Annotated in this window: 15 protein-coding genes and 1 tRNA gene; 13 read left to right on the forward strand and 3 right to left on the reverse strand. The window is 64.8% G+C overall.

Features of this window, described 5'->3' with window-relative positions; translation table 11 throughout:
* Positions 1–107: 107 nt before the first annotated feature.
* Positions 108–1,331, reverse strand: a complete 1,224-nt coding sequence (locus tag ACVW17_RS23860; protein ID WP_456754180.1) for a serine hydrolase domain-containing protein — start codon at positions 1,329–1,331, stop codon at positions 108–110.
* A gap of 169 nt (positions 1,332–1,500) precedes the next feature.
* Here ACVW17_RS23860 and ACVW17_RS23865 point away from each other — a divergent pair.
* Positions 1,501–1,576, forward strand: a tRNA-Trp gene (locus ACVW17_RS23865).
* Between the two features lie 64 nt (positions 1,577–1,640).
* Here the strand turns inward: ACVW17_RS23865 and ACVW17_RS23870 are convergent.
* Positions 1,641–2,846: an ABC transporter substrate-binding protein gene (locus ACVW17_RS23870; RefSeq protein WP_456754181.1), complete on the reverse strand. Its 1,206-nt coding sequence runs from the start codon at positions 2,844–2,846 to the stop codon at positions 1,641–1,643.
* A 174-nt stretch (positions 2,847–3,020) separates the two neighbouring features.
* Between ACVW17_RS23870 and ACVW17_RS23875 the strand changes: the two genes are divergently transcribed.
* Together ACVW17_RS23875 and ACVW17_RS23880 are read left to right on the forward strand one after the other, a co-directional pair.
* Complete coding sequence (locus ACVW17_RS23875; RefSeq protein ID WP_456754182.1) at positions 3,021–3,785, forward strand: FadR/GntR family transcriptional regulator; 765 nt, start codon at positions 3,021–3,023, stop codon at positions 3,783–3,785.
* Positions 3,786–3,838: 53 nt separating this feature from the next.
* Positions 3,839–5,452, forward strand: a complete 1,614-nt coding sequence (locus tag ACVW17_RS23880; RefSeq protein ID WP_456754183.1) for an acyl-CoA synthetase — start codon at positions 3,839–3,841, stop codon at positions 5,450–5,452.
* A 7-nt stretch (positions 5,453–5,459) separates the two neighbouring features.
* Here the strand turns inward: ACVW17_RS23880 and ACVW17_RS23885 are convergent, their stop codons facing one another.
* Positions 5,460–6,368 (reverse strand): DUF3313 domain-containing protein, encoded by a 909-nt coding sequence (locus tag ACVW17_RS23885; RefSeq protein WP_456754184.1) that lies wholly within the window; start codon positions 6,366–6,368, stop codon positions 5,460–5,462.
* A gap of 204 nt (positions 6,369–6,572) precedes the next feature.
* On the opposite strand from ACVW17_RS23885, the gene ACVW17_RS23890 reads away from it, so the two are divergent.
* From ACVW17_RS23890 to rpoB, 10 genes are all read left to right on the forward strand, one after another.
* Positions 6,573–7,319 (forward strand): response regulator, encoded by a 747-nt coding sequence (locus ACVW17_RS23890; RefSeq protein ID WP_456754185.1) that lies wholly within the window; start codon positions 6,573–6,575, stop codon positions 7,317–7,319.
* A gap of 20 nt (positions 7,320–7,339) precedes the next feature.
* Positions 7,340–8,656 (forward strand): ATP-binding protein, encoded by a 1,317-nt coding sequence (locus tag ACVW17_RS23895; protein ID WP_456754186.1) that lies wholly within the window; start codon positions 7,340–7,342, stop codon positions 8,654–8,656.
* A 304-nt stretch (positions 8,657–8,960) separates the two neighbouring features.
* Complete coding sequence (secE, locus tag ACVW17_RS23900) at positions 8,961–9,152, forward strand: preprotein translocase subunit SecE (protein WP_016840554.1); 192 nt, start codon at positions 8,961–8,963, stop codon at positions 9,150–9,152.
* A 20-nt stretch (positions 9,153–9,172) separates the two neighbouring features.
* The gene (gene nusG / locus ACVW17_RS23905; RefSeq protein ID WP_044538613.1) at positions 9,173–9,706 is read left to right on the forward strand and encodes a transcription termination/antitermination protein NusG; all 534 of its coding nucleotides are present in this window, start codon (positions 9,173–9,175) and stop codon (positions 9,704–9,706) included.
* Positions 9,707–9,836: 130 nt separating this feature from the next.
* The gene (gene rplK / locus ACVW17_RS23910) at positions 9,837–10,265 is read left to right on the forward strand and encodes a 50S ribosomal protein L11 (protein WP_016840552.1); all 429 of its coding nucleotides are present in this window, start codon (positions 9,837–9,839) and stop codon (positions 10,263–10,265) included.
* 6 nt (positions 10,266–10,271) lie between these two features.
* The gene (gene rplA, locus ACVW17_RS23915; protein ID WP_456754187.1) at positions 10,272–10,964 is read left to right on the forward strand and encodes a 50S ribosomal protein L1; all 693 of its coding nucleotides are present in this window, start codon (positions 10,272–10,274) and stop codon (positions 10,962–10,964) included.
* 146 nt (positions 10,965–11,110) lie between these two features.
* Positions 11,111–12,064, forward strand: coding sequence for a 2-hydroxyacid dehydrogenase (locus ACVW17_RS23920; RefSeq protein WP_456754188.1), 954 nt, complete (start codon positions 11,111–11,113; stop codon positions 12,062–12,064).
* 579 nt (positions 12,065–12,643) lie between these two features.
* Complete coding sequence (gene rplJ / locus ACVW17_RS23925; RefSeq protein WP_146991572.1) at positions 12,644–13,162, forward strand: 50S ribosomal protein L10; 519 nt, start codon at positions 12,644–12,646, stop codon at positions 13,160–13,162.
* Between the two features lie 53 nt (positions 13,163–13,215).
* Positions 13,216–13,593: a 50S ribosomal protein L7/L12 gene (gene rplL / locus ACVW17_RS23930; protein ID WP_456754189.1), complete on the forward strand. Its 378-nt coding sequence runs from the start codon at positions 13,216–13,218 to the stop codon at positions 13,591–13,593.
* Between the two features lie 441 nt (positions 13,594–14,034).
* Positions 14,035–18,153, forward strand: coding sequence for a DNA-directed RNA polymerase subunit beta (gene rpoB, locus ACVW17_RS23935; RefSeq protein ID WP_456754190.1), 4,119 nt, complete (start codon positions 14,035–14,037; stop codon positions 18,151–18,153).
* Positions 18,154–18,210: the final 57 nt, after the last annotated feature.

The following is an 18,210-nucleotide window of genomic DNA, read 5'->3' on the forward strand; positions in this document are numbered from 1 at the left end:
ATCCAGTACGCCGAGGCCTCTCGGTTCATCACGACTGCCGCGGCGTACTGGATGCCCCGCATCCGCGGGGCATGACAATGTTGGACGTGGAGCGAGGCGTATCCGCCTCACTCCACCGCGGCGTACACCCCGTTCCGCACCAGCGAGCGGGTGTATTCGCGCTGGCCGGGGCCTTGCATCATGAAGACCGCGATCAGGTCTTCGCTCGGATCGATCCAGAAGAACGTGCCGGCCATGCCGCTCCAGAAATATTGGCCGACCGAGCCGGAGAACGGCGCGATGCCCTGCTGGGTGCGCACTGCGAATCCGAGACCGAAGCTGTGGCCGGGCGACACCAAGGTGCCCTGGACCTTGACGCCGGCGCCAAGGTGATCGGAGGCCATGAAGGCAAGCGTCTTGCGGCCGATGATCCTGGTGCCGTCGAGTGTGCCGCCGTTGAGCAGCATCTGCGCGAAGCGGGCATAGTCCATCGTGGTCGACACCAGCCCGCCGCCGCCGGATTCCATCGCCGGCTTCTCCAGCATGTTGAACAGCTGCACCTTCTCGTTGGTCCAGGGATCGTTGGCAAACGCCTCGGCGAGCCGGCCGGCATTGGCTTCGGCGGTGTGGAAGGCGGTCTCGTTCATTTGCAGCGGCGCGAGGATGCGCTCAGTCAGGAACGCGCCGAGCGTCTTCCCGCTGACGACCTCGATGATGCGGCCGAGGATGTCGGTGGAGCGGCTGTAGTTCCACTCGGCGCCAGGCTGGCAGACCAGCGGCATGGCGGCGAGCATGGTGGCGTGCTCGGCATTGGTGATCTTGCGGCTGCGCAGCCGCGACTGCTTGTAGAGCTCCTGCACCGGGCCGCTGCCGGTGTGGTCATAGGTCAAACCCGAGGTGTGGCGCAGCAGGTCCTGGATCGTCATCTGCCGCTGCACGGGAACGAGCTCGAGCTTGCCGTTATGCTCGACGCCGACCTTGGTCTCGGCGAACTCCGGAATGAACTTTGCGACGGGATCGTCGAGCAGGAAGTGGCCGTCCTCCAAGAGCTGCATGATGCCGACCGAGACGATCGGCTTGGTCATCGAGAAGATGCGGAAGATCGAGTCATGGGTCATCGGTGCCGCGGCGGTCGGGCTTTGCCGGCCGATGGCCTCGAACCAGCCGATCTGGCCGCGGCGGGCCACCAGCACGGTGAAGCCGGGCGCGGTTCCCTTGTCGACCTCGCGCTTGAAGGTGTCGGACATCGCCTGCAGCCGCGTGCTCGACAGCCCGATCGAGTCGGGCTTGGCGAGGGGAAGGGACGGGGTGGTTGGGCTGGCGGCGTGCTTGGTGGCGGTCTGGACGTTCATGGTCTCTCCCTGGTTCTTGATTCTTGCGGCGTGGCGCCGACGCGGGGTGATCGCCGAACTTTGGCGCAGAAGTTTTGCAATGAACAGAAGCTTCACCGCTTCGCCCTTGCAAACCGGCCATGCCCTGTGCTTGAAACGGCGCGAACCGGCGGCGACGCCGGTTCCCTGCAGGAGTGTAGCTCAATTGGTAGAGCACCGGTCTCCAAAACCGGGGGTCGCAGGTTCGAGCCCTGCCACTCCTGCCAGCTTTTAGCTAATAATTTGAATGTCTTGGCCGAGGTCTTGGACCCCGGCCATGATCGTTCTCAGCTATTTGATCAGCGGGCAGCCGCCGTCCTTCATCGGCCGGAACGCCTGATCGCCGGGCACCTCGGCGAGCACCTTGTAGTAATCCCACGGCGCCTTCGATTCCTCGGGCTTCTTGACCTCGAACAGGAACATCGAGTGCACCATGCGGCCGTCCTCGCGCACCACGCCGTTGTCGGTGAAGGCGTCGCGCACCGGGGTCGCGCGCATCTTGGCCAAGACCGGCTTGGTCTCCCTGGTGCCGGCGGCCTTCACCGCATTGAGGTAGTGCAGGGTGGCGCTGTAGGTCGCGGCCTGGTTCATGGTCGGCGTCCGCTTCATGCGCTCGAAGAAGCGCTTGCCGAAGGCGCGGGTGCGGTCGTTGAGGTCCCAGTAGTAGGCCTCGGTGATGATCAGGCCCTGCGCGAGCTTCAGCCCGAGGCTGTGGATGTCGGAGATGAACATCACGACGCCGGCGAGGTTCTGCCCGCCGGCGACGACGCCGAATTCGGCGGCCTGCTTGATCGCGTTGATGGTATCGCCGCCGCCATTGGCGAGGCCGATGATCTTGGCCTTCGACGCCTGCGCCTGCAGCAGGAAAGACGAAAAATCCGGCGTGTTGAGCGGATGCCGCGCGCTGCCGACCACCTTGCCGCCGGCGGCACGGACCACGTCGCCGGTGTCGCGCTCGATCGAGTGGCCGAACAGATAGTCGGCGGTGATGAAGAACCAGGTGTCCCCGCCGTTCTTCACGATCGCGCTGCCGACGGTGTGGGCGTTGGCGTAGGTGTCGTAGGTCCAGTGCAGCGTGTAGGGCGAGCACGATTTGCCGGTGATGTCGGAGCTCGCCGCATCCGTCACGATCATGATCTTCTCGAACTGCTTCGACATCTCCATGCCGGAGAGCGCGGTCGCCGAGGTCGGCATGTCGATGATCATGTCGACGCCCTCGGCCTCGTACCATTTGCGGGTGATGGTGGCGGCGACGTCGGCCTTGTTGAGGGGATCGGCGGTGACGAGCTCGATCGGCTTGCCGAACATCGAGCCGCCGAACTCCTCGATCGCCATCTTGGTGGCCTCGACGTTCCCGGCGCCGCCGATGTCGGAATAGACCGACTGGAAATCGGTCAGCACGCCGATCTTGAGCGGCGTCTGCTGCGCAAGCGCGGGCCCCGCCAGCATGGCGGCGAGCAGCCCGGCCGCGGACAGACTCGTTGCGATGGATCTCATGACGATGGACCTCCCCGGATGTTCTTATCTGTTTGTCCGACAAAGCTAGGTTTGCCCGGTTCCGGTGTCAATTCTGGCCAGCGTGGTGCGACAATCCGGCCGAAAATGACGCATTTGACGCTCGAACAGCCTTCGCCTACACTTTGTCCGACAAACGACAATCGGGAGCCCAAAGTGGCCGCCACGCCGCTGTTCCGCCGGATCGATGTCGCGCCGGCCTATCAAAAGGTCGCCGACGCGATCGAACGCGAGATCATCAACGGCCGGATCAAGCCGGGCGAGCCGATCGGCACCGAGCAGCAGCTGGTCGAACAGTTCGGCGTCAACCGCTCGACGGTGCGCGAAGGCATTCGCGTGCTCGAGGAGGGCGGGCTGATCCGCCGCGATTCCAGCCGCCGATTGCAGGCCTGCCTGCCGCGCTACAACAAGCTCGCCACGCGATTGTCGCGCGCGCTGATCCTGCACGAGGTCACGTTCCGCGAGTTGTTCGAGACCTCGATGACGCTGGAGGTCGCAAGCGTTGAGGGCGCGGTGGAGCGCGCGACCGACGAGAACATCGCCGAGCTCGCCGGCAATCTCGCGCGCAGCGCGGATGTGGTCGGCGATCCCGCCGGTCTCGCCGAGCTCGATGCGGAATTCCATGTGCTGATGGCCAAGGCTTCGCAGAATCGCGTGTTGCAGCTCGCCCGCGAGCCGGCCGCGCAGCTGTTCTTCCCGACCACCGAGATGATCGTCGGTGGCGTGCCTGAGGGCGGCGCCCGGCTTGTCGAGGCGCATCGCCACATCCTCGAGGCGATCAGGCGGCGCGACAGGGAGGCCGGCGTGCTGTGGACGCGGCGGCACTTGCAGGACTGGCGGCGCGGCTTCGAGAAGATCGCCTCGCTCGATCGCTCGGTCGAGCACACCTACATGGAACACGCCTACGCGGCGCGGCAGTAGCGGCGGCGCGGCGACAACGAGACAACGACAAAAAGCACATTCGGGAGGGACAAATGAGCGACAACATCGCAGCAACCATCCAGCGCGCCCGCGAGCACAGTATCGGCGATCTGCTGCGCCGGTCGGCCAAGCGCTATCCCGACAAGACCGCGCTGATCTGCGGCGAGGTGAGATGGACCTTTGCGGAGATGGACGCGATCTGCAACCGGCTGGGACGCGGCTTGCTCGCGCTCGGCGTCGCGAAGGGCGATCGCATCGCGGTGCTGTCGCGCAATTCGCACGGCTTCGCCGCGCTGCGCTTCGCCGTGGCGCGAATCGGCGCCATCCTGGTTCCGATCAACTTCATGCTCAATCCCGACGAGATCAATTTCATCCTCGCCAATTCCGGTGCCAAGCTGCTCGCGGTCGGGCCCGATTTCGTCGAGACGGCGCACGCTGCGGCCGCCAAGGGCTCGGCGGTCGAAACCCTGATCTGGTTGCCGGGCGAGGATCCGGCCACAGCACCCGAAGGCATCACGACCTTCGACAGCCTCCTGCACGGCGACGCCTCGGCGCCGGATGCCTCGGTCGACAGCCGCGATCCCGCGCAGATCATCTACACCAGTGGCACGGAGTCGCTGCCGAAGGGCGCGATCCTCACCCATGAAGCCGTGATGTGGCAGTATGTCAGTTGCATCATCGACGGCGGCATGGCGACCGACGACATCGTGCTGCACGCGCTGCCGCTCTATCATTGCGCGCAGCTCGACGTGTTCCTGGGGCCCGCGATCTATCTCGGCGCCACCAGTCTCATCACCGGCAAGCCGGTGCCGGACAATGTCCTGGCGCTGATCGCGGCGCACAAGATCAACTCGTTCTTCGCGCCGCCGACGATCTGGATCGCGATGCTGCGCTCGCCCGCTTTCGACCGCACCGATCTGTCGACGCTGCGCAAGGGCTATTACGGCGCCTCGATCATGCCTGTCGAGGTGCTGCTCGAATTGCAGCGCCGGCTGCCCGAGGTGAAGTTCTGGAATTTCTACGGCCAGACCGAGATCGCGCCGCTCGCGACCGTGCTGTCGCCTGATGACCAGCTGCCGAACGCTGGCTCCGCCGGCAAGCCTGCGATCAATGTCGAGACGCGGGTGGTCAGGCCAGACATGACCGACGTTGCGGTCGGGGAGGTCGGCGAGATCGTGCACCGTTCGCCGCATCTGTTGTCCGGCTACTACAACGATCCGGCCAAGACGGCGGCGGCGTTCGCCGGCGGCTGGTTTCATTCCGGCGATCTCGCAACCGTCGATGCCGGCGGCTACATCACGGTCGTCGATCGCGTGAAGGACATGATCAAGAGCGGCGGCGAGAATGTCGCAAGCCGCGAGGTCGAGGAGACGATCTATCGGCTGCCTGGAGTGTCGGAAGTCGCGGTGGTCGGGCTGCCCGATCCGCGCTGGATCGAGGCGGTGACCGCGATCGTCGTGGTGAAGGCCGGCCACAACCTCGATGCCGAGGCCGTCATCACGCACTGCGCGGCGTCGATGGCCCACTTCAAGGTGCCGAAGCGGATCATCTTCGTGGAGAGCCTGCCGAAGAATCCGAGCGGCAAGCTGCTGAAGCGCGAGCTGCGGCAGCGCTATGTCGGCGGTGCCACGCTGGATCAGGCGGTGCAGAAGAGCTTCGCGGGATAACGCCTTGCTATTGGCCGGCCGTCGCGGGCGCCTTGTCCGACCATTCCGGCGGCAAGCCAAGTTTCCCGGCTGCCATGCCGACCAGGCCGGGATTGCGGCCGAACGCCTCGCAGGCCGCGTATTTCGGCTTGCCGCCGAGCGAGGCGCCGAGCTTGTCGAACGACGGCAGCTCCGGCGCCTTGCCGAATGGCGTCGCGCCGGTGACGACGAGTTTGCTGAAGTCCTCGCTGAATGAGGAGGCGAGATCGTAGGCGTCGCCGGCGCTGGAGACCATCGGCGAGTTGGTGAATGAATTGGCGCCGCGGGCCCAGATCATCGCCGCCTGCTGGCGGCTGGCCTGGTCGCGCACTTCGGCCTCGACCGTCAGGCTGCCAAGCCCGACCGGCAAGCGCGGCACCGGTATCGGCACGCCCGCGCCGAGTGCGGTCGGCAGGAAGCTCACCACCTTGGAGGCGCCCGCCGCGACCTCGTCCGTGGGCGCCGCCTGCGTGACCAGCGCGTGCGCGGTCAGATCGGCGGGCTGATCGGGGCCAACGACCTGAAGCCGATCGCTGAGGCCGACGCAGAGCGTCCGGTCGATCGCGTTGGCGACCAGGTGCCGCTGCTCTGGCGAAAGTGTCGGCGAAGCTGACTGCGCGAACGTCGTCGGGACGATCCGCACGGTCTTCGCGGCAAGCACGTCGTCCTTGTTGACGCGAACCAGCGATTTCGCCAGCAAACCATCGGACTGCGCAAGATTGTCGTAGGATGCCAATGATCCGCCCCGTGTCATCGGTGCGCTGGCGCAGCCCGACAACAGGATCATCGCAAGCGCCGCACCGGCAAGTGAGACCGATGGATCGGGCTTGCCATCGCGTCGCGCCGGGCCCGTGCTCTGCGCAGCAGCGGCAGCGCCCGGCGGAAACTCCACTTTCATATCACCCCTCGAACGATCGCGCACCCCACGAACGATCGCAGGCACGATAGAGCAGGGCCGCCGAGGTCGGGATTAAGAGATATTAAGTCAGATGTAGGCCGCGAAACCCCGCGACCTATTTGGGCCACATTTGGCCGCGCACGCTTAACAAAACGCAATATTTGCGCGCTGCGCAGCCGCGGCAGACGCCTCTAAAATCCCGTGATGCAAATCCTGGAAGACGATCTCGTGACCTTCCCCGTCGCCAATGCACGCATCCTCTGCGTCGAGGACGACGGCGATATCGCGCGCATGCTGGCCGAGGTGCTCGAGGACAACGGCTTCGAGCCGGTGCTGGTTGGTTCCGGCGCGGAGATGGACGGGCTACTCAAGCGCCAGAGCTTTGACCTCATCCTGCTCGACGTGATGTTGCCGGGTGAGGATGGATTGAGCATCTGCCGGCGCCTGCGCACCTCGTCCTCTATACCGATCATCATGGTGACGGCGCGGAGCGAGGACATCGACCGCATCCTCGGCCTCGAGCTCGGTGCCGACGACTATGTCACCAAGCCCTTCAACTCGCGCGAGGTGGTGGCCCGCATCCGTGCGTTGCTACGCCGTGTCGAGAGCGGCTCGGCGTCGCGCTCCCGACCGCGTCCCATGACCTTCGCCGGATGGCGCATCAATCCCACCACGCGCGAACTGCATGACCCCGCTGGCGTCCGGATCACGCTGACCGGCGCCGAATTCGACCTGTTGCTGACGTTCTGCCGCAACCCGGGACGGGTGCTGTCACGCGAGCAACTGATCGAGCAGGCCTTCGGCGGCCTGATCGCATCGGTCGAGCGCAGCGTCGACGTTCATATCAGCCGCATCAGGCAGAAGATCGAACCGGATCCGAAGGACCGCTCCATGATCAAGACGGTGCGGCTCGGCGGCTACCAGTTCACGCCGGCGGTCGAGCAGATATGATGGGATGGGCGCAGCGGCTGATGCCGCGCAGCGTCGCTGCGCAACTCATGAGCCTCGTCGCGCTCTCCGAATTGGTCGGCATCACGCTCGCTGCGGTGACCGTCATTTTTCTGTTCGATTCTCCCTCGATCACCGACACGCAGAAGTTTCTTGCGGGCCGGGTCGCGGAGCTCACGCAGCTTGTGCGGTCCTCGAAGACGCCGGCCGATGCGGATGACCTGCTCGCCGCAGCCAGGCGCGGCGGTCTCGACGTCCGGCGCGTCGCCTTGAGCGAACTCGTGCCTCGAACCGCCGCAGAGACGCGGCCGTTTTCCATGAGAGCGTTTCGGCAACTGGCGGCCGAGCCCGGAATTGAGTTGCTGGAAGACCTGCGCCATCCGGCAGGCTCGTCGTCGCAGGTGATCGTGAGGCTCGACGACGGCAACGCGTTGATGGCCGACGTCGCGGTCAAGGGCGGCCTCTGGTCCACTCTGGTCCGCCCGGTCGCCGCGGGGGCGATCATCGTGTTGATCTCCATGCTGCTGCTGTCGATCTATGCGGTGCGCTGGGTGATCGCGCCGCTGGCGGACGTCGCGCGCGCCGCGACCTCGTTCGGCCGCTCGCCGCGGGCTCCCGAGGTGCTGCGGCGGCGTGGTCCGCTCGAGATCGCCCTGGTCGCCGACGCCCTGAACGAGATGCGCACCCGGATCCGCGCGCTGCTCGACGACCGCACCCGGATGCTGGCCGCAATCAGTCACGACCTGCGGACGCCGCTGACCCGACTCAGGCTGCGCGCCGAGCGCGTCGGCGACGATGACCTGCGCCCGGCGATGCTGGGCGATGTCGCCAAGATGACGCGCATGATCAATGAGACGCTGGAGTATCTCCGCGAGGATGCGCGCTCGGAGGCGGTCTCGTGCATCGACCTGCCGAGTTTCCTGCAGACCATCTGTTCGGAGTTCGCCGATACCGGCCACGCGGTATCTTATGCGGGGCCGGCGCGCTTGCCTTATGCCTGCCGGCCCCGCGCGCTGTCGCGCGCCGTCACCAATATCGTGGAGAACGCGGTCAAGCACGGCAGCACGGTCATGGTGGCGCTGCGGCCCACGGCATCCGACCACATCGAGATCGAGGTGGTTGACGACGGACCCGGCATTCCGCCGGCGCTGCGCGACAAGGTGTTCGAGCCCTTCTTCAAGGCAGACAGCGCACGGCAGGACAGCAGCGGCTTCGGGCTCGGGCTGTCGATTGCACAGGATATCGCCAAGCGCCACGGGGGCCGCATCGAACTGAATCCGGGAGAGCCGAGCGGATTGCGGGTCTCGCTGCTGCTGCCGCCGAAGCCCGTCTTGGCCTAGGCGGGGCAAGCTTCGCGCGCGCCCCTGGCTAAGTCCTTGATTTCAGGTGGCCCGTTCCGTCCGAGCGAAAGCCGGCCGGGCCGGGCGCGACCCCGGCGACCTTGACGTTTGGCCGATCCCGCAGTAGATACCCGGCACTCGCAGCCGGCCCGCTTTGATGGCGGATATCCGGCGCGGCCTAATTCCCCGAACATTCGAGCTCGTCTATCGGCTCAACCTTCCAAACGAGGGCTGGGTCCGCAAGGTCGGCTGTTCGGATTCCTTGAAACGTTGCAATCGTCCGGAGACGGACGCGGATCTCACGATGGCTTTCAGCCCGTTCAAATTCCTGCAGGAAGTGCGCTCGGAGACCGCCAAGGTCACCTGGCCGACGCGCCGCGAGACGACCATCACCACCATCATGGTGTTCGTGATGGTGGCGCTGGCCTCGATCTTCTTCTTCGCCGCGGATCAGATCATCCGCTATCTCATCACCCTGATACTGGGCATCCACTGATGAGCATGGGAACTCAATTGATGGACAAGCGCTGGTACATCGTTCACGCCTATTCGAACTTCGAGAAGAAGGTCGCGGAATCGATCCGCGAGCAGGCCAAGCAGCGCGGGCTGGAAGAGCTGTTCGAGCAGGTGCTGGTGCCGACCGAGAAGGTCACCGAGGTGCGCCGCGGCCGCAAGATCGACGCCGAGCGCAAGTTCTTCCCGGGCTATGTGCTGGTGAAGATGAAGCTGACCGACGAGGCGTTCCATCTGATCAAGAACACCCCGAAGGTGACCGGCTTCCTCGGCGCGGAAAACAAGCCGATGCCGATCTCGGAATCCGAGGCGATGCGGATCCTGCACCAGGTGCAGGAGGGCGTGGAGCGTCCGAAGGCGTCGGTGTCGTTCGAAATCGGCGAGAATGTGCGCGTGGCCGACGGCCCGTTCGCCTCGTTCTCGGGCGTGGTGGAAGAAATCGACGAGGCGCGCTCGCGCGTGAAGGTCGCGGTGTCGATCTTCGGCCGCGCGACCCCGGTGGAACTGGAATTCGGTCAGGTCGAAAAGGTGGTCTGACCGGACGGCGTGGGGTATATGCCCCGCGTCAATTGAGAGGCCGTGGGAGGGAGGAGGCGGTCGCCAGCCCCTTCAACCGAACCACGGAACCTGAAACCGCCGGCCCCGTCCGGCACAACAGGAGTGATAAATGGCAAAGAAAGTGACCGGATACCTGAAGCTTCAGGTCCCGGCCGGTGCGGCGAATCCTTCGCCCCCGATCGGTCCCGCGCTTGGTCAGCGCGGTCTGAACATCATGGAGTTCTGCAAGGCGTTCAACGCGCAGACCCAGAAGGAAGAGAAGAACACCCCGATCCCGGTGATCATCACCATCTATGCGGACCGGTCCTTCACCTTCGAGATGAAGACCCCTCCGATGTCCTACTTCCTCAAGCAGGCTGCCAAGATCCAGTCCGGATCGAAGGCGCCGGGCCGCGACAAGGCCGGCCAGGTGACCAAGGCGCAGGTGCGCGAGATCGCCGAGAAGAAGATGAAGGACTTGAATTGCGACACCATCGAATCGGCCATGAAGATGGTCGAGGGCTCTGCCCGCTCGATGGGTCTGGAAGTTGCGGGGTAACGGGCCATGGCAATCGGAAAGCGTTTGAAGAAGGCCCGCGAGGGCGTCGATCGCGAGAAGCTCTATCCGCTCGCGGATGCCATCAAGATGGTCAAGGAGCGTGCCAAGTCGAAGTTCGACGAGACGATCGAGATCGCGATCAATCTCGGCGTCGACCCGCGCCACGCCGACCAGATGGTCCGCGGCGTCGTCAACCTGCCGAACGGCACCGGCCGCACGCTGCGCGTCGGCGTGTTCGCCCGCGGCGCCAAGGCTGAGGAAGCCAAGGCCGCCGGAGCCGACGTCGTCGGTGCCGAAGACCTGGTCGAGAAGGTGCAGGGCGGTGCGATCGATTTCGATCGTTGTATCGCCACCCCCGACATGATGCCGCTGGTCGGCCGCCTCGGTAAGGTGCTCGGCCCGCGCGGCATGATGCCGAACCCGAAGATCGGCACCGTGACCATGGACGTCGCCAACGCCGTGAAGGGCGCCAAGGGCGGCTCGGTCGAGTTCCGCGTCGAGAAGGCCGGCATCGTGCAGGCCGGCATCGGCAAGGCCTCGTTCTCCGAGGACAAGCTGGTCGAGAACGTCAAGGCGCTGGCCGACGCCGTCTCCAAGGCGAAGCCGGCGGGTTCCAAGGGCACCTACATCCAGCGCGTTGCGGTGTCCTCCACCATGGGCCCGGGCGTGAAGGTCGAGCCGGGCACCATCCTCGGCTGAGGCCTTCGAGCGTGACGAGATAAAGAGGGGCGGGATCGGGCAACCGGTTCCGCCCTTTTTTTTTGCCAAAGCGCGAAGCAGCTGCCGGTTCGCGTGAAGATGCGTGTCAAGACAATGTCTGAAGCCTCTCGCAGGGAATAAGAACAATGCCCGATAAGGTCCTGGTCTATTCGCGCTTTCCCAAGGCCCAACTGATCCGCTTCGGCGAGCGCTATGAGCTGTTGAACGCAGCCGGCAAGCGGCTGGACGAAGCTTTCCCGGCGGCCGAGCTCGCCGACGTCAGGGCCATGATCACCGCGGGTGGCACGTCGCTCCGAGGCGAGGCCATGGATATGCTGCCGCAGCTCGGCGCGATCGTCTGCTACGGCACCGGCTATGACGGCGTCGACCTCGCCGCCGCCGCCCGCCGTGGCATCGTGGTCGGCCACAGTCCGGGTGCCAATGCGGCCTCCGTCGCCGACACGGCGGTCACCTTGATGCTGGCGTCGGTGCGGCGGCTCTTGGTGGCTGACAATTATGTCCGCAGCGGCGATTGGGCCGGGGCAAAGCCCTCGCCGATGATGCGGCCGCAGGCCGGCATGCGCGGCCGCAAGGTCGGCGTCTACGGCATGGGGGAGATCGGCCGCAAGATCGCCGCCCGCGTCGCGGCGTTCGAGACCGAGGTCGGCTATTTCAGCCGCTCGAAGCACGACGTGCCCTATCACTACCTGCCGACGCTGGAGGCGCTCGCCGATTGGTGCAGCGTATTGATGGTCGCCGTGCGCGCCGGCGCCGAGACCGAGCATGCGGTCAACGCCGATATCCTGCGCCGGCTCGGCAGCGACGGCTTTATCGTCAACATCTCGCGCGGGTCCGTCTTCGACGAGACCGCGCTGGTCGCGGCACTGACCGATGGGACAATCGCCGGCGCCGGCCTCGACGTGTTCGCCCAGGAGCCGCATCCGCCCGGCGCGCTGACGGCGCTGCCGAATGTCGTGCTGTCGCCGCATCTCGGCGGCCACACCCTGGAATCGCACGTCGCGATGCAGGACTGCGTGCTCGCCAATCTCGACGCGTTCTTTGCCGGCAAGCCGCTGCCATATAAGGTGGGCGGCACCTGAGCGCTGGCGGTTAGGGCCTCGGAACCGGTTCCCGGGCGCCCTATGAATTTGGTCCAATATTTGCTCTTGGCAAGCCGGGCAGGACCGGCTACATAGCGCCTTCCGGGCGTGCTGGCACTTGCTGGCATGTCCGTGCTCGCATTCCGAAAACCTGAGATGATAGGAGATCATTCCTTTCCGCATGCCCGCAAGGATGCTCGAAAGGAAGGAGACCCGTCGCCTCTGAACGGAATGGGAGCAGGGGCCTTCAGCATGCTGAAGCGCCTCGATCCTGTCCAAGACTGCAGGCGCCCGCGAGAACTTCGTGTTTTCAACGGCTTAATCGCATGGCCTGCATAGACGGGTGAAGACCGGATTTTGCGCTCCACGTCGCGACCCGTCGCGGCTGGGAAGCTGGTTTGGTTCGAACCTCGACAGCCCATGGCCGCAAGGCTCTGGGAGGGCAGGCTTCTAGATGTCGTCTTGCCCGGCATGTCCGAAGGGTCTTGTACCCTGCGGATCAGGTTTAGGGCGGGACGATGGGTGCAACCCGGCGGTCCCGACCTTCGCGGAAAGGCCGCCAACCGGAAAGAGCTTGCTGTGGAACGAGCGGCAAAAAAAGAGTCGGTCGAACAACTTAACGAGGTCTTCAAGACCACGTCGGTTGCGATCGTTGCTCATTATTCCGGCCTCACTGTGGCCCAGATGCAGAAGCTGCGCATGCAGATGAAGCAGGCGGGTGCGTCGGTGAAGGTCTCGAAGAACCGTCTCGCCAAAATTGCTCTTGAAGGCACTGACGTCGCTGCCATCGGCTCCCTGCTGAAGGGGCCGACCGTGATCGCTACCTCGAACGATCCGGTTGCGGCGCCAAAGGTTGCCATCGAATTCGCCAAGGCGAACGAGAAGTTCGTCATCCTCGGCGGCTCGATGGGTAAAACCGTCCTGAATGTCGACAGCGTGAAGGCGCTTGCCTCACTGCCGTCGCTCGACGAACTGCGCGGCAAGATCGTTGGCCTCATCGTGGCGCCGGCGACCAAGCTTGCTCAGCTCTCCAACGCGCCCGCGGCCAAGCTCGCACGCGTCATTCAGGCTCATGCCTCAAAGGGCGAAGCGGCCTGACCCCTTCGCTAATCTCAAACCTGGTTCGAACCAAACGTTTAAGGAACTGAACAATGGCTGATCTGCAGAAAATCGTCGACGACCTCTCGAGCCTCACCGTGCTCGAAGCGGCCGAACTCGCCAAGCTCCTCGAAGAAAAGTGGGGCGTGTCCGCCGCTGCCGCCGTCGCGGTTGCCGGCCCGGCTGCTGGTGGCGCTGCCGCTGCTCCGGCTGAAGAGAAGACCGACTTCACCGTCGTGCTGGCCTCGGCCGGCGACAAGAAGATCGAAGTCATCAAGGAAGTCCGCGCCATCACCGGCCTGGGCCTGAAGGAAGCCAAGGACCTCGTCGAAGGCGCTCCGAAGCCCGTCAAGGAAGGCGTCAACAAGGAAGAAGCCGACAAGATCAAGGCCCAGCTCGAGAAGGCTGGCGCCAAGGTCGAGCTCAAGTAATACGCGATCCGGGAGCGCCTCTGGGCGCTCCCGGGCCATGCAAACGCCGTGCGACAGGTTGTCGCGTGGCGCGTTGGACACAAAAAAGTGTGGGGATCCGTGGACTTAACCCTCGAATCTCCTTTATTGCCATCCCATATCGGGTTGGCAGCGGAAAAACACGGTAGGCGGCGGGGGCGGCAGGGTCCCTGGCGGAAGCCGTTGGGAGACAGTCAGATTTCGGGCTTTTTCAGTCCGTAAAGCGGAGCGTTTGGACGAGCGGGTGCAGTGATGCGCCCCGCGCGTCGTTTTGCGTTTTGGAGGCAATGGGGGCCGGGCCGGGGATTTAATTCCTGACTTTGCGCTTCGTTCCTTCGGGACGATTCGAAATTCAACCCGGGGCCGATGGCAGTCGCTCCCGGAAGGTTCGCCCCACAAAGGCGACGAAAATGAGAGGCCACGATGGCGCAGCAGACATTCACCGGTCGCAAACGCGTACGCAAGTTTTTCGGTCACATCAAGGAAGTCGCCGAGATGCCGAACCTCATCGAGGTTCAGAAGGCGTCCTATGACCAGTTCCTGATGGTCGACGAGCCGGCCGGCGGTCGCCTCGATGAGGGCCTGCAGGCGGTGTTCCGCTCGGTGTTCCCGATCTCGGACTTCTCCGGCACCTCGATGCTGGAATTCGTGCGCTACGAGTTCGAGCAGCCGAAATATGACGTCGACGAGTGCCGCCAGCGCGGCATGACCTTCGCTGCGCCGCTCAAGGTGACGCTGCGCCTCATCGTGTTCGATATCGATGAGGAAACCGGCGCCAAGTCGGTCAAGGACATCAAGGAGCAGGACGTCTACATGGGCGATATCCCGCTCATGACGATGAACGGCACCTTCGTCGTCAACGGCACCGAACGCGTCATCGTCTCGCAGATGCACCGTTCGCCCGGCGTGTTCTTCGACCACGACAAGGGCAAGACCCATTCGTCCGGCAAGCTGTTGTTTGCCGCGCGCGTGATTCCGTATCGCGGTTCCTGGCTCGACATCGAGTTCGACGCCAAGGACATCGTGTTCGCGCGCATCGACCGCCGCCGCAAGATTCCCGTGACCTCGCTGATGTACGCGCTCGGTCTCGACGGCGAGCAGATCCTGTCGACCTTCTACAAGAAGATCACCTACAAGCGGACCAAGGACGGATGGCGCGTGCCGTTCGATGCCAACCGCTTCCGCGGCTATTCGACCGTCAACGACCTGATCGACGCCGACACCGGCAAGGTGGTGCTCGAGGCCGGCAAGAAGCTGACCGTGCGCCAGGCGCGCCAGTTGCAGGAGAAGGGCCTCAAGGCGCTGCGGATGTCGGACGAGGAACTCGTCGGCAACTATCTTGCCGAGGACCTCGTCAACCCGAAGACCGGCGAGATCTACGCCGAGGCCGGCGAGGAGATCACCGAGAAGTCGCTCAAGGTGCTGAACGAGCAGGGCTACAAGGACCTGCCGCTGCTCGACATCGACCACGTCAATGTCGGCGCCTACATCCGCAACACGCTGTCGGCCGACAAGAACATGACGCGCGAGGACGCGCTGTTCGACATCTACCGCGTGATGCGTCCGGGCGAGCCGCCGACGCTGGATTCGGCGCAGGCGATGTTCCAGTCGCTGTTCTTCGATGCCGAGCGCTACGACCTCTCCGCGGTCGGCCGCGTCAAGATGAACATGCGCCTCGAGCTCGATGCGCCCGACACCCATCGCACGCTGCGCAAGGAAGACATCCTGGCGGTGATCAAGACGCTGGTCGACCTGCGCGACGGCAAGGGCGAGATCGACGACATCGACCACCTCGGCAACCGCCGGGTGCGCTCGGTCGGCGAGCTGATGGAGAACCAGTACCGGATCGGCCTGCTCCGCATGGAGCGCGCGATCAAGGAGCGCATGTCGAGCGTCGATATCGACACCGTGATGCCGCAGGACCTGATCAACGCCAAGCCCGCGGCCGCCGCGGTGCGCGAGTTCTTCGGTTCCTCGCAGCTGTCGCAGTTCATGGACCAGACCAACCCGCTGTCGGAGATCACCCACAAGCGGCGGCTGTCGGCGCTCGGCCCGGGCGGTCTGACCCGCGAGCGAGCCGGCTTCGAAGTCCGCGACGTGCATCCGACGCATTACGGCCGTATCTGCCCGATTGAGACGCCGGAAGGTCCGAACATCGGCCTGATCAACTCGCTGGCGACGTTCGCGCGCGTCAACAAGTACGGCTTCGTCGAGACGCCCTATCGCAAGATCAAGGACGGCCGGGTCACCGACGAGGTGGTCTATCTGTCGGCGATGGAAGAGGGCCGCTATCGCGTCGCGCAGGCCAACGTGCCGCTCGACGCCAAGGGTCGCTTCACCGACGATCTGGTGGTCTGCCGTCACGCCGGCGAAGTGCTGCCGGTGACGCCGGACAAGGTCGACTACATGGACGTGTCGCCGAAGCAGCTGGTTTCGGTCGCCGCGGCGCTGATCCCGTTCCTCGAGAACGACGACGCCAACCGCGCGCTGATGGGCTCGAACATGCAGCGCCAGGCGGTGCCGCTGGTTCGCGCCGAGGCGCCGTTCGTCGGCACCGGCATGGAAGGCGTGGTCGCCCGTGACTCCGGCGCGGCGATTGCCGCGCGCCGCTCGGGCGTGATCGACCAGATCGACGCCACCCGCGTCGTGATCCGCGCCACCGAGGATCTCGATCCGACCAAGTCGGGCGTCGATATCTACCGGCTGATGAAGTACCAGCGCTCCAACCAGTCGACCTGCATCAACCAGCGTCCGCTGGTGAAGGTCGGCGACATCGTCAAGAAGGGCGACATCATCGCTGACGGTCCGTCGACCGATCTCGGCGAACTCGCGCTCGGCCGCAACGTGCTGGTCGCGTTCATGCCGTGGAACGGCTACAACTTCGAAGACTCGATCCTGCTCTCCGAGCGGATCGTGAAGGACGACGTCTTCACCTCGATCCATATCGAGGAGTTCGAGGTGATGGCCCGCGACACCAAGCTCGGGCCCGAGGAAATCACCCGCGACATTCCGAACGTCTCGGAAGAAGCGCTGAAGAACCTCGACGAAGCCGGTATCGTCTACATCGGTGCGGAAGTCCGCGCCGGCGACATCCTGGTCGGCAAGATCACGCCGAAGGGCGAGAGCCCGATGACGCCGGAAGAGAAGCTGCTGCGCGCCATCTTCGGCGAGAAGGCCTCCGACGTCCGCGACACCTCGCTGCGGGTGCCTCCGGGCGTGCAGGGCACCATCGTGGAAGTCCGCGTGTTCAACCGCCACGGCGTCGACAAGGACGAGCGTGCGCTGGCGATCGAGCGGGAAGAGATCGAGCGTCTGGCCAAGGACCGCGACGACGAGCAGGCGATCCTGGACCGCAACGTCTACAACCGTCTCGCCGAGCTCCTGGAGAACCGCCAGGGCATCGCCGGCCCGAAGGGCTTCAAGAAGGACACCAAGATCACCCGTGCGGTGCTCGACGAGTATCCGAAGTCGCAGTGGTGGCTGTTCGCCTCGCCGAACGACAAGCTGATGGCCGAGATCGAGGCCATGCGGAAGCAGTACGACGAGTCGAAGAAGGGCCTCGAGCAGCGCTTCCTCGACAAGGTCGAGAAGCTGCAGCGTGGCGACGAGCTGCCGCCCGGCGTGATGAAGATGGTCAAGGTCTTCGTCGCGGTGAAGCGCAAGATCCAGCCCGGCGACAAGATGGCCGGCCGTCACGGCAACAAGGGCGTGGTGTCGAAGATCGTGCCGATCGAGGACATGCCGTTCCTCGAGGACGGCACCCATGCCGACATCGTGCTCAATCCGCTCGGCGTGCCGTCGCGCATGAACGTCGGTCAGATCCTCGAGACCCATCTCGGTTGGGCCTGCGCCGGCCTCGGCAAGCGCATCGGCCAGACCATCGACGCCTACTATCAGAAGCAGGATCTCAAGCCGTTGCGCGAGACCCTGAAGAAGATCTACGGCGAGGATGAAACCATCAAGTCGCTGAACGACAACGAGCTGGTCGAACTCGGCCGCAATCTGAGCCACGGCGTGCCGATCGCGACGCCGGTGTTCGACGGCGCCAAGGAAGCCGACATCGAGGAGATGCTGAAGCTCGCGGGCTTCGACGCCTCCGGCCAGTCGACCGTCTATGACGGCCGCACCGGCGATGCGTTCGATCGCAAGGTGACGATGGGCTACATCTACATGCTCAAGCTGCACCATCTCGTGGACGACAAGATCCACGCGCGTTCGATCGGTCCGTACTCGCTCGTGACCCAGCAGCCGCTGGGCGGCAAGGCGCAGTTCGGCGGCCAGCGCTTCGGCGAAATGGAGGTCTGGGCGCTGGAAGCCTACGGCGCCGCCTACACGCTGCAGGAGATGCTGACCGTGAAGTCGGACGACGTCGCGGGCCGTACCAAGGTGTACGAGGCAATCGTGCGCGGCGACGACACCTTCGAGGCCGGCATTCCGGAATCGTTCAACGTGCTGGTCAAGGAAATGCGCTCGCTCGGCCTCAACGTCGACCTGCACAATTCCAAGGTGGGACCGGCGCCGACGTCGGAAGCCGCCGAGTAACGCTTGTGATTGACGCCCGGCGCGCAAGCGCCGGGCCTTCGCGCCCCGCCCGGACGT

This window comes from Bradyrhizobium sp. USDA 4473 (genome assembly GCF_054063335.1).